A 13,439-nucleotide genomic window follows, 5' to 3' on the forward strand; every position below is an offset into this window, starting at 1 on the left:
CAGCGTTTTCGTTCGGTACGCTGGAGAACGGGGGGATCCCCGCGGCCTGCTCCAAGATCACGTGGGCGTTCGTGCCGCTGATGCCGAAGGACGAGACGGCGCAACGGCGGGCCCGGCCGGTTTCCGGCCACTGGGTCGTGTCCTGGAGTAGGGCGATGGTGCCCGGGGTCCAGTCGACGTGGGTCGAGGGCTCGGCGGCGTGCAGGGTGCGGGGCAGGACGCCGTGCTGCAGGGCCATGACCATCTTGATGACCGAGGCGACGCCCGCGGCCGACTGGGTGTGGCCGATGTTCGACTTCACCGAGCCCAGGAGCAGCGGGCGGTCGGCGTCGCGGTCGCGGCCGTAGGTGTTGAAGAGGGCCTGGGCTTCGATGGGGTCGCCCAGAGAGGTGCCGGTGCCGTGGGCGTCGAGGGCGTCGATGTCGTTGGTGGCCACGCCGGAGTTGGCGAGAGCCTGCATGATCACGCGTTGCTGCGACGGGCCGTTCGGGGCGGACAGGCCGTTGGAGGCGCCGTCCTGGTTGACGGCCGAGCCGCGGATCACGGCCAGGATGCGATGGCCCGCAGCCACAGCGTCGGACTGGCGCATCAGCAGGAGCATGCCGATGCCCTCGGAGAGGATCATGCCGTCGGCGGAGTCGGAGAACGACTTGCAGCGGCCGTCGCGGGCGAGGGCGCGTTGGCGGGAGAAGGCGATCAGCGGCTTGGGGTTCGGCATGATCGTCGCGCCACCGGCCACGGCGAACGCGGACTCGCCGGTGCGCAGCGACTGGCACGCGAGGTGCATTGCCACCAGAGAAGAAGAGCAGGCGGTGTCGACGGTGACGGCCGGACCCTCGAAGCCGAACACGTAGGCGACACGACCGGACAGCACCGAAGGCGAGGTGCCGGTGACCTGGTAGCCCTCGGAGCCGCCGTCACCGCCGCCGTACTCGATGTAGGAGGAGCCGATGAACGCGCCGACCTTCTTGCCGCGCAACGCGGCCGGGTCGATGCCCGCGCGTTCCACGGCCTCCCAGGTGGTTTCGAGGAGCAGGCGCTGTTGCGGGTCCATGCCCGTGGCTTCGCGCGGTGAGATGCCGAAGAACGACGGGTCGAAGTCGCCCGCGCCGGGCAGGTAGCCGCCGGCGGTGGTGTAGGTGGTGCCGGGACGGTCGGGGTCCGGGTCGTACATCTGCGCCATGTCGAAGCCGCGGTCCGCCGGGAACTCCGTGATCGCGTCCGTGCCGGCGAGCACCATCTCCCAGAACGCCTCGGGAGTGTTGGCGTCGCCCGGGAAACGGCAGCTCATGCCGACGATCGCGATCGGCTCGTCCGAGTCGATGTTCGCCGAGTAGGTCAAGGCTTCCGCTGCCGAGCCGAGCAGTTCAGCGAGCAGGTGATCGGCGAGCACGACGGGTGTCGGGTAGTCGAAGACCAGGGTGGCGGGCAACGACAGACCGGTGGCGTCGGACAGCTTCTTGCGCAACTCCACGGCGGTCAGCGAGTCGAACCCGATGTCGCGGAACGCGCGGTTCTCCCCCACCTCCTCGATCGAGCTGTGGCCGAGCGTCGCGGCGGCTTCGGCGCGGACGAGTTCGACCAGCTTGAGCTTCTGGTCCTCTTCGGACAGTGAACGCAGCTTGCGTGCGAACTCCGAGTCGTCGCGGCGAACCTCCTCGACGACCGTCAAAGCCCTGACCTCGGGCAGATCTGCCAGCAGCGCGGACGGGCGCACCGAGGTGAACAGCGGGAAGTAGGTGTCCCAGTCGATGTCGGCGACGGTGACGCAGGTGTCGTCGTGCATCACGGCACGGTTCAGCTCGACGACGGCCTGGTCCGGCTGCAGGAACGTCAAACCGCGGCGCGCCAGGTTGTCGGACATGGCCTCGTGGGTCGCCATGCCGACCTCGGCCCACGGGCCCCACGCGATCGACGTCGCCCGCAGGCCACGTGCGCGGCGCGCCTCGGCGAGGGCGTCGCAGTAGGCGTTCGCGGCGCCGTAGGCGGCCTGGCCACCACTGCCCCACACGCCCGCGATCGAGCCGAACAGCACGAAGAAGTCGACCTCGCCGACCAGCGCGTCGAGGTTCGCGGCACCGGTCACCTTGGCGGACAACACATCCGCGAAGTCGTCCAGCGACGTCAGCTCGAGAGGAGCGTGCTGCGCGGCACCAGCCGTGTGCACGACACCGGACAGATCGGAGATGCCCTCGAGGACAACGGAAAGCGCCTCACGGTCGGCGACATCGCAGGCGACGATCGAGACCCGCGGGCCGAGTTCCTCCAGCGCCGCCTTCAGCTCGGCGGCGCCCGGCGCGTCCATGCCGCGGCGGGAAGTCAGCACCAGCCCGGAAACACCGCGCTCAGCGAGCCACTTCGCCGTCGTGGCACCAAGTCCGCCGGTGCCGCCGGTGATCAGCACCGTGCCGTTCGCGGTGTAGTCGGACGGCAGCGCGTCGACCGGACGATGCGCCAGACGACGTCCCATGACGCCGGACGACCGCACGGCCAGCTGATCTTCGCCTTCGAGACCCGCGACGCAGGACACGAAGCGGCGCAACGCGTTCTCGTCGAGCACCTCGGGCATGTCGATCAGACCGGCCCAGCGCTGCGGGTACTCCAGCGCTGCCGCACGGCCGAAGCCCCACACGGCGGCCTGCGCGGCGGAGCGCACCGAGTCGGAAGTCTCGGCGGCGACAGCACCGGACGTGACCGCCCAGATCGGCGCCTCTACCGACTTGACGAGCAGAATCGACTGCTCCAGGCCGGCGGTCAGCACCTGAGCGGGCGACTGGTCCAGCGCCACCAACGACACCACGAGATCGCACTCAGGAATGTCCGCGATCGACGTGACGACCGTGGCCTCGGCGCCGTAAGCGGCGAGCGTGGCGCGGTAAGGCTCGGCGTCGACAGCCGGAGTCGTCAGAACCGTGATGTGGCCGGACAGGACCGGCGTGCCCGTGATGCGGACCGGCGCCCACAGCACCCGGTAGCGCCACGAGTCGAGCAGCGATTTCTCCTGGTTGCCCGCACGCCACGACGACAGGGCGGGGATCAGCGAGTCCAGCGAGGCGCTCTGCTCCTCCCCCAGCCTCAGCAGGGCCGCGAGCTCACGGGCGTCGCCGCGTTCGATGGCCGCCCACAGCTTGGCGTCCGCCGGGTCAGCGTCAGCGACCGCCGGAGCGACGGAGCCCAGCGGCCAGTAGTACTCGTGCTGGAAGGCGTAGGTCGGCAACGCCACGCGGTGCGCCGGGCCGAAGTAGGCCTTCCAGTCGACGGACACACCGGTGGCGAACAGGCGTCCCAGCGCCAGCGCGACCGAGGCCTCTTCCGAACGGTCCTTGCGCAGGACCGGGATCGCCCCGTCGACCAGTGCCGAGAGAGCGCCCTCGGGCCCGATCTCCACGAACGTCGTCACGCCGGCAGCGCGGGCCGCCTCGACGTTGTCGTGGAACCGGACAGCCTCTCGCACGTGTGAGACCCAGTAACCGGGCGAGGTCACGTCCCCGGACGTGTGCAGCGGGATCGACGGCGTCGCGAACGACAGGCCCGCCACGACCGCGCGGAACTCGTCGAGCATCGGCTCCATCAGTGGCGAGTGGAACGCGTGCGATACCGGAAGTTGCCTGGTCTTGCGATCGTTAAAGCTTGTAACGATCGTTAGAACCTCTTGCGCAACGCCCGCGATGGTCACGGAGTCCGGGCTGTTGATCGCGGCGATCGAGACGCCCGCGGTGAGCAGCGGGGTGACTTCGGCTTCCGTTGCCTGGATGGCGACCATGGCGCCGCCGGCCGGGAGCGCCTGCATCAGGCGGGCGCGGGCCGACACGAGGGTGCAGGCGTCGTCGAGAGAGAGGACACCGGCCACGTGGGCGGCGGCGATCTCGCCGATCGAGTGGCCTACGAGAGCGTTGACCTTCACCCCCCACGAGCGGACGAGACGGAACAGCGCGACCTCGAAGGCGAACAGGGCCAGCTGGGCGTTGCCGGTCTGCTGCAGCTCCTCCTCGGAGGAGCCCCACATGACGTCGCGAACGGGCAGGCGGTCGAGCACCTCGTCGAGCGCGGTGGCGAACACCGGGTAGCGGACGTAGAGCTCGCGGCCCATGCCGAGGCGCTGCGATCCCTGGCCGGAGAACAGGAACGCCACCTTGCCCGGCGCCACCTCCCCCTCGACCACGGCGGGGTCGGCATTCTCGGTTGCGAGAGCCCCTAGCGAACGCAACAGGGTCTCACGATCGTTAGCCACTATCGCCGCTCGCTGTTCGAACGCCGAACGCGTCGTCGCGAGAGAGAAGGCCAGGTCGTGGAGCGTGACATCAGACGACTCGACGAACGAACGCAGGCGCGCGGCCTGTCCGCGCACGGCACGGCGGGTGCGACCGGACAACACCACCGGCACGACGACGTCCGAAGGCGCGGAACCCGGAACGCCGGCGGCCGGCGGCTGCTCGATGATGACGTGGGCGTTGGTGCCCGAGATGCCGAACGACGAGACACCCGCACGTCGCGGCCGGGAAACCGCAGGCCAGGACCGCGACGAGGTCAGCAGTTCGACGGCGCCCTCGGTCCAGTCGACGTGCGAGGAAGCCGTGGTGACGTGCAGCGTCTGCGGCACGACGCCGTGACGCATCGCCTGCACCATCTTGATCACGCCGGCGACACCGGCGGCGGCCTGCGTGTGGCCCATGTTCGACTTCACCGAGCCGAGGAGCAGCGGTTCCGTGCGGTTCTGGCCGTAGGTCGCGAGAAGGGCCTGCGCCTCGATCGGGTCACCCAGCGTCGTGCCGGTGCCGTGCGCTTCGACGACGTCCACATCGGACGAAGCGAGCCCGGCGTTCGCCAGCGCGGCACGGATCACACGCTGCTGAGCCGGTCCGTTCGGCGCCATCAAGCCGTTCGACGCGCCGTCCTGGTTCACCGCCGAACCGCGGATCACGGCGAGAACGGGGTGGCCGTTGCGCTGGGCGTCGGAGAGGCGCTCCAGCACGACCACACCGGCCCCCTCGGACCAGCCCACACCGTCGGCCGAGTCGGAGAACGCCTTGCACCGGCCGTCCGGCGACAGACCGCGCTGCCGGGAGAACTCGATCAACGCGGTCGGCGTCGACATGACCGTCACGCCACCGGCCAGCGCGAGCGAGCACTCCCCCGCCCGCAGCGCCTGCATCGCCCAGTGCATTGCCACCAAAGAAGAAGAGCAGGCGGTGTCGACCGTGACCGCCGGGCCTTCCAAGCCCAGGGTGTAGGAGACACGACCGGACACAATGGACGGTGAGGTGCCGGAACCCTGGAAGCCCTCGAAGTCGCCGCCGCCCAAACGCGCCCCGTAGTCGTTGTACATGACGCCCGCGAAGACGCCGGTTTGCGTGCCGCGCAACGACACCGGGTCGATTCCGGCGTGTTCGACCGCCTCCCAGACGACCTCCAGCAGGATGCGTTGCTGCGAGTCGGTGCCGAGAGCCTCGCGGGGTGACATGCCGAAGAAGCCGGCGTCGAACTCGCCCGCGTCGTGCAGGAAGCCGCCGGAGCGCGAGTAGGTCGTGCCGGGGTGGTCGGGGTCGGGGTGGTAGAGGTTCTCCAGGTCCCAGCCGCGGTTCGACGGCAGGCCGGAGACCGCGTCGCCGCCCTCGGACACCAGGCGCCACAGGTCGTCCGCGGAGCCGATGCCGTCCGGGTAGCGGCAGCCCATGCCGACGATCACGATCGGGTCGTCCGAGCCGGCGGCCTGGACCTGCACTGGCACAACGGCATCCGCGTCGCCGTCGGACAGTTCGTCCAGCAGGTGCGCGGACAGTGCGACCGGTGTCGGGTAGTCGAACACCATCGTCGCGGGCAGGCGCAGGCCGGTCACGGCGGTCAGCTGGTTGCGCAGCTCGACGGCGGTCAGCGAGTCGAAGCCGAGGTCCTGGAACTGGCGCGTGGGCTCGATCTCGTCGCCGCTCGCATGGCCGAGGACGGCCGCGACCTGACCGCGGACCAGCTCCAGCACCGCGTCGGAGCGCTCTTCCGCGCCGAGGCCGGAAAGCCTGCGGATCAACGTGTCGGCGGTCTCCGAACCAGAGGCAGCACGGCGGGTCCGGACGCGGATCAGGCCGCGCAGCAACGGCGGCACCTCGCCGCGCTGCCGCAACGTCGCGAGGTCGAGGCGTGCGGGCACCAGTGCGGCGGCGGTGGTGGATGCCACCGCGCGGTCGAACAGGCTGAGGCCCTGTTCGACGGTCAGCGGAGGCATACCTGATCGCGTCATGCGTTCGGCGTCCTGGTCGGTGAGCATGCCGTCGCCCGCCCACGCGCCCCATGCCAAAGACACCGCGGGAGCACCGGTGGAACGGCGGAACTCGGCCAAGGCGTCCAGGAAGTGGTTGCCTGCCGCGTAGTTCGCCTGCCCGGCCGTTCCCCACGTGCCGGCCAGCGACGAGAACAGCACCAGCGGCACGCCGGGCAGCGCGACGTGCAGGTTCCAGGCGGCGTCGACCTTCGGAGCCAGCACCGGGTGCAGCCGCTCCGGCGTGAGCGACGAGATGACGCCGTCGTCCAGGACGCCGGCGCTGTGCACGACGGCGGTGATCTCGTGCCCGGAGACCAAGGCAGCGACCGCCGAGGCGTCGGTGACATCGCACGCGACCACGGAAACGCTGGCGCCCAACGACTCCAGCTCCGACACGTCACCCGTGCCACGACGTGACACCAGTACGAGCTCGCGCACGCCGTGTTCGGTGACGAGGTGCTTGGCGACGATCTTGCCCAGGCCGCCGGTGCCGCCGGTGATCAGGACCTTGGAGCCCCACTCGATCGGAGCTTCCCCGATGTCGGCGCGGGCCAGGCGCGGCGCGTAGACCTCACCGTTCCGCAACGCCAGCTGCGGCTCCTCGGAGGCGACAGCGGCAGCGAGCGCGGCGTCGGAGGCGTCGGTGCCGTCGAGCTCGATCAGCGAGAAACGGCCGGGCGACTCGGACTGCGCCGAACGCACCATTCCCCACACCGCGGCCGATGCCAGGTCCGCGCTGTTCGTGACGAAGACGACGCGCTCGTCGCGTTCTTCTTGCAGCAGGCCGAGAACTCGCTCGGTCAGTTCGTGGACCGAAGCGACGACGTCCTCGTTGCCCCGCAGCGGGATGACCAGGGCAGCGGAGTCGGCAGCGGCCGGAACCGTCACGGGCACCCAGTCGACCTGGAACAGCGCGTCTCGGTCCACAGTGGACTCTGCTGCGACCGCGCGCACCACCAGCGAATCGGCCGAGGCGACCGGCTTGCCGGCACCGTCGACGGCCGCGATGGCGTAGGCGTTGTCGCCGGAACGGGTCAGGCGGACGCGCAGCGTGGAGGCGCCGGTCGCGTGCAGCGAGACGCCCTCCCACGAGAACGGCAGCCCGGCCTCGCCCTCACCCGAGATCAGCGCGGCGTGCAGGGCGGCGTCGAGAAGTGCCGGGTGCAGGCCGAATCCGGCCGGGTCGACACCTTCGGGAAGCGACACCTCGGCGTACACGACGCCGTCCCCGGCGCGCCAGGCTTGACGCAGGCCTTGGAAGACAGGCCCGTACTCGAAGCCCATCGCGGCGAAGTTGTCGTAGCAGCCGTCGGTGTCGAGAGGTGTGGCGCCGGCGGGTGGCCACACCGTGGCGTCGAAGGCGGCTTCGCGGGCGGGGGCGCCCAGAACGCCGATCGCGTGCTGCGTCCAGGGTTCGTCGTCGGAACCCTCGGCGCGCGAGTAGATCTTGACGGTGCGGCGGCCGTTGGCGTCGGCGTTGCCGATCCACAACTGCACCTGGACGCCGCCGCGTTCGGGGACGATCAGCGGTGCGGTCAGCGTGAGCTCTTCGACGCGGTCGCAGCCGACCTCGTCGCCCGCGCGGATGGCGAGTTCGAGATAAGCCGTGCCGGGCAACAGGACCGCGCCTCGCACGGCGTGGTCGACGAGCCACGGGTGGGTCTGGCGGGTGAGGCGGCCGGTGAGCAGCGCGCCGTCCTGGTCGGCGAAGGAGACGGTCGCCGTGAGCAGCGGGTGGTGTGCCGCGCCGAGACCGGCGGCGCGCGGGTCGTGGAAACCGCCGCCGCCCTTGGGCCAGTAGTGCTTGGTCTGGAACGCGTACGTGGGCAGGTCGATGCGCTTGGCGTTGGTGTGCGCGAAATAAGCCTGCCAGTCGATCTTCGTGCCGCGGACGTGGAGGTTCGCCAGCGCGGTGGTGATCGCCTCGACCTCGTTGCGGCCCTTGCGGAGCAGCGGTGTGGCGCCCTCTTCGACCAGTGCGGAGAGGATGCCGTCGGGGCCGATCTCGACGAACTGGGTGACGCCGTGGGTGGTGAGCCAGGTGATGCCGTCGGCGAACCTGACTGCCTCGCGGACGTGGCTGACCCAGTAGTCGGCGGTGGTGATCTGCTCGACGCGGGCCTGCTCGCCGGTGAGGTTCGAGATGAGCGGGATGATCGGTGCTTCGAAGGTGATTTCGGCGATGGCCTGCTTGAAGTCGTCGAGCATCGGCTCCATCAGCGGCGAGTGGAACGCGTGGGAGACCTTGAGCTGCTTGGTCTTCTCGAAGTTGGCCGCGACTTCGCGGGCTGCTGCTTCGGTGCCGGCGATGACGATGCTCGTGGGGCCGTTGATGGCGGCGATGGAGACGTTGTCGGTGAGGTGCGGGGTGACCTCGTCCTCGGTGGCCTGGAGCGCGATCATCACGCCGCCGGGCGGAAGGTTCTGCATCAGGGTGGCGCGGGCGGTGATGAGCTTCGCGGCGTCTTCGAGGCTGAACACACCGGCGATGTGCGCGGCGGCAATCTCGCCGATGGAGTGGCCGGCGACGAAGTCCGGTTTCAGGCCCCACGACTCGGCGAGGCGGTAGAGGGCGACCTCGATGGCGAACAGCGCGGGCTGGGTGTTGCGGGTTTGGTCGAGGGCTTCCGCGTTGTCGCCCCAGATGATGGTTTTGAGGCTCGGGTCGAGGTGGTTCAGAACCGCGTCGAACGCCTCGGCGAACACTGGGAAGCGCGTGTAGAGGTCCTTGCCCATGCTCGTGCGCTGAGCGCCTTGGCCGGTGAACAGGAAGGCCTGCTTGGTGCGGGCGGCGGTGCCCTGGGTGAGGCCGGGAGCGAGGGTGCCGGTGGCGAGGGCTTCGAGGCCGGTGCGGAGGTCGCCGACGATGGCGGCGCGGTGGTCGAACGACGCGCGGGTGGTCGCGAGAGAGTAGGCGAGGTCGAGGTTGTCGAACCCGCCGGCCGGGTCGTGCGCGTCGACGGCGGACAGCAGGCGCTCGGCCTGGGCGCGCAACGCCTCGCGGGAGCGGCCCGAGATCAGGAACGGCACGGTGCCGCGCTCGATCGGCGTGGCCCCGGCGCTCGGAATCGATACGGATTCGCGGGCCCCCTGGGGGGAGCCACCCCCCATCCCAATCGTCTCAGAAGGGTCTGACAATTCCTGGCGCGCCGGTTCTGGGGCGGGTGCTTCCTCGATGATCGTGTGGGCGTTGGTGCCCGAGAGGCCGAACGAGGAGACGGCGGCGCGGCGGGGTTGGCCCGTGGCAGGCCAGGGGGTGGTCGAGGTGACCAGCTGGACGGCGCCCGCGTCCCAGTCGACGTGGGTGGACGGGGTGTCGACGCCCAGGGTTGGCGGGACGATGCCCGCGCGGATGGCCATGATCATCTTGATCACGCCGGCCACGCCCGCGGCGGCCTGGGTGTGGCTGATGTTGGACTTGATCGAGCCGAGCAGCAGGGGCTGTGAGGCCGGGCGGCTGCGGCCGTAGGTGGCCAGCAGGGCCTGGGCTTCTACCGGGTCGCCGAGGACGGTGCCGGTGCCGTGCGCTTCGACGACGTCGATCTGGTCGCTCGACAGGCGGGCGTTGACCAGGGCGGCCTGGATTACGCGTTGCTGGGAGGGGCCGTTCGGGGCGGTCAGGCCGTTGGAGGCGCCGTCCTGGTTGACGGCCGAGCCGCGCAGCACGGCCAGCACCTCATGCCCGTTGCGCCGAGCGTCCGACAAGCGCTCCAGCACCAGCATGCCGACGCCCTCGGACCAACCCGTGCCGTCGGCCGAGTCGGAGAAGGAGCGGCAGCGGCCGTCGGAGGACAGGCCGCCCTGGCGTGAGAACTCCACGAACGTCGCCGGGTTGGCCATCACCGTGACGCCACCGGCCAGAGCCAGAGACGACTCGCCCGCGCGGAGGGACTGCATCGCGAGATGCATTGCCACCAAAGAAGAAGAGCACGCGGTGTCCAGCGTCACCGAAGGGCCGACGAAGCCCAGGGTGTAGGAGATTCGGCCCGAGATCACCGAGTTCGAGGAACCCAGCAGGACCATGCCCTCGCCGCCCTCGCCCGGGCCGAGCTGGTAGTCCTGGTTCATCGCGCCCGCGAAGACGGCGGTCGAGGAGCCCTTCAGGGCGTGCGGGTCGATGCCCGCCCGTTCCAGGGCTTCCCAGGTGACCTCGAGCAGCACGCGCTGCTGCGGGTTCATGCCGAGGGCTTCGCGCGGCGAGATGCCGAAGAAGTCGGCGTCGAACTCGCCCGCGCCCTCCAGGAAGCCGCCCTGGTCGCTCGACGACAGGGCGAGCATCTCCGGGTCCCAGCCGCGGTCCGTGGGAAACGCACGGATGCCGTGCTCGCCGTTCACGACCATCTGCCACAGATCTTCGGGACTGCGCACCCCGCCGGGGAAGCGGCAGCCGATGCCCACGACGGCGATCGGTTCCGACGCGGCCGATTCCAGGTCCTGCAGGCGCCTCTTGGTGCGCTGAAGGTCCGTACTGGCCCGGCGGAGGTAGTCCCGGAGCTTCTGTTCGTTGTCCATCCCTCAACCCATCTCGAGACGCGACCTGCAGGAATCCTCGCGAAGAAGCGCCTGGCATACCCCTAGAAACGAACAGGGGCGCCCCTACAAGAGAGGCGCCCCAACGAAAAGCACGTCACCACACCACGGGGAGCTCCCGCAGCGAGTAGACGATCGCGCCGTCGCGGAAGCGGAGTTCGTCGGCGGGCTTGGCCAGAGCCAGTGTGGGAATGCGGGTGATCAACGTCAGCAGAGCGACCTGAAGCTCCACCCGGGACAGGAACTTCGCGATGCACGAATGGATGCCGTGCCCGAACGCCAGCGGAGTCGAGTCCTTGCGCGTGATGTCCAACGAGTCGGGGTCGGCATACACCGACGAGTCACGATCGGCGGAGGACAGCAGGGCGATGATCCCCTCCCCCGCCTTGATCGGCTGGCCGGCGATCTCCAGGTCCACTTTGGCCACCCGGCCGACACCGCACTGCATGACGTTCTGGTGCCGCAACAGTTCTTCGACGGCACCCACGATGAGGTCCGGGTTCTCGCGCAGCTTCACGAGCTGTTCCGGGTGCTCCAGCAGCGTCAGGATGCTCAGAGCGATCGACGACGCCGTCGTGTCGTAGCCTGCCGACAACAGCATCATGCCGATGACCACGGCTTCTTCGCGTTTGAGCTCGCCCGCGGCCATCTGCTGAGTCACGAGACGGCCCAGCACGTCGTCGGTCGGCTCTTTTTCCTTCTGGGCCACCAGCTTGGTCAGGTAGCCGAAGAGAGCACCCGCCGCGGCGTTGCGATGTGCCTGGGAGGACGTGGTTTCGACCAGGGTGTTGATCCAGCGGCCGAACGCCAGCCGGTCCTTGTAAGGGACGCCCAGGAGCTCGCAGACGACGGTCAACGGGATCGGGCGCGCGAAGTGCGTGACCAGGTCGACCGGCTGCGGCAGCTTCAGGATCGCGTCGATCCGCTCGTCCACCAGCTTCTGCGCCGACGGACGGACCTCCTCGGCCTTCTTCTTGGTGAACATCGACATGATCATGCGCCGGTAGCGGGTGTGGTCAGGCGGGTCGACCGTCACGAACGCGCCCGGCTGCGGGTCGACCGGGAACAGGTACCGCGGGTAGCCGGGGTTCATCACCTCGGCCGAGAACCGTTCGGTGTCAGCCAGCAGCGCCCGCACGTCGTGGTAACGGGCGACCAGCCACGCCGTGTCTCCCGCCGGCGTGACGACCTTCTGCACCGGGCGGTCCGCGCGCAGGCGGCCGTACTCCGGCGGCAGGTCCAGCGGGCGGTGCGGGTCGCGGGCGAACGGGAACGGGCACGCCGAAGCCGGCGCGACTACTTCTTCCGTCATCGCGGGAACCTTCAGGTAGAGGTGCGGAATCGGTTGATCGCGCCGAGATTTCTGTCGCGCAGCTCGTGGTCCAGCACGCCGAGGCCTTCGGACGGCGCCAGGCACAGCACGCCGACCTTGCCCTGGTGCGCGTTGCGGTGCACGTCGAACGCCGCCTGGCCGGTCTCGTCGAGCGAGTACACCTTGGACAGTGTCGGGTGGATCTTCCCCTTGGCCACCAGGCGGTTCGCCTCCCACGCCTCGCGGTAGTTCGCGAAATGAGAGGACACGATCGACTTCAGGTTCATCCACAGGTAGCGGTTGTCGTACTGGTGCAGGTAGCCGGAGGTGGAAGCACAGGTGACGATCTTGCCGCCCTTGCGTGCCACGAAAACCGAGGCGCCGAACGTCTCCCGGCCAGGGTGCTCGAAGACGATGTCCGGGTCCTCGCCGCCGGTCAGCTCACGGATGCGGGCGCCGAAACGCTTCCACTCGCGCGGGTCCTGCGTGTGCTCGTCCTTCCAGAACTGATAACCCTCGGCAGAGCGGTCGATGATCAGCGAGGCACCCATCGCACGGCAGAGCGCGGCCTTGTCCGGCGATGACACGACGCAGACAGGAGTCGCGCCGCCGTTCAACGCGAACTGCGTGGCGTACGAACCGAGTCCGCCGGAAGCACCCCAGATCAGGACCGTGTCGCCCTGCTTCATGTTGCCGCCGTTGACCGACACGAGCTGCCGGTACGCGGTGGAGTTCACGAGACCGGGAGAAGCGGCCTCTTCCCACGTCAGGTGCTCGGGCTTCGGCATCAGCTGGTTCGCCTTGACCAAAGCCAGATCGGCCAGACCGCCGAAGTTCGTCTCGAAACCCCAGATCCGCTGCCGCGGGTCCAGCATCGTGTCGTTGTGGCCGTCAGGGTGCTCCAGCGGCACGTCCAGGCAGTGCGCGACAACCCGATCGCCCGGCTTCCACACGGAAACACCAGGCCCGACGCGCAGCACGACACCGGCGAGATCGGAACCCACCACGTGGTACGGCAAAGCATGCCGGCCACCGAGGCGACGCAGGAACCCGAACGTCGACACCGGCTCGAAGATCGACGTCCACACCGTGTTGTAGTTGATCGCGGACGCCATCACGGCGATCAACGCCTCGCCAGGAGCCAGCGGGGGCGTCGCGACCTCGCGGACCTTCAGCGACCGCCGCGGGTCCTTGTCGCGCGACGAGAGGCCCGCGAACATGTCCGCGTCGGTCTCCTCCACGACCACCGCGCGGTAGCTGCCGGGCACCGGTAGCGCCTCGAAGTCCCGCGCCACCGCGTCGTCCGATTCGATGGCGCTGAGGATTTCGCTCATGCCCTAGACG

The 13,439-nt window shown here is 69.5% G+C and carries 3 protein-coding genes; all 3 read right to left on the reverse strand.

Features of this window, described 5'->3' with window-relative positions; all coding sequences use genetic code 11:
• Positions 1-10,765: type I polyketide synthase (locus tag UK23_RS27925; RefSeq protein WP_045314633.1), on the reverse strand; the 10,765-nt coding region annotated here is incomplete at its 3' end.
• Positions 10,766-10,880: 115 nt separating this feature from the next.
• On the reverse strand, positions 10,881-12,095 hold the full coding sequence (locus tag UK23_RS27930; RefSeq protein ID WP_045314634.1) for a cytochrome P450: 1,215 nt from the start codon (positions 12,093-12,095) through the stop codon (positions 10,881-10,883).
• Positions 12,096-12,106: 11 nt separating this feature from the next.
• Positions 12,107-13,429, reverse strand: a complete 1,323-nt coding sequence (gene ccrA / locus UK23_RS27935; RefSeq protein ID WP_045314635.1) for a crotonyl-CoA carboxylase/reductase — start codon at positions 13,427-13,429, stop codon at positions 12,107-12,109.
• Positions 13,430-13,439: the final 10 nt, after the last annotated feature.

The sequence above is a fragment of the Lentzea aerocolonigenes genome (genome assembly GCF_000955955.1).
Taxonomy (GTDB): Bacteria; Actinomycetota; Actinomycetes; order Mycobacteriales; family Pseudonocardiaceae; genus Lentzea; species Lentzea aerocolonigenes_A.

Bases quoted from the DNA above. Each gene is read 5' to 3' on its own strand.
- UK23_RS27930 (WP_045314634.1), bottom strand. From the start codon at position 12,095: ATGACGGAAGAAGTAGTCGCGCCGGCTTCGGCGTGCCCGTTCCCGTTC.
- ccrA (WP_045314635.1), bottom strand. From the start codon at position 13,429: ATGAGCGAAATCCTCAGCGCCATCGAATCGGACGACGCGGTGGCGCGG.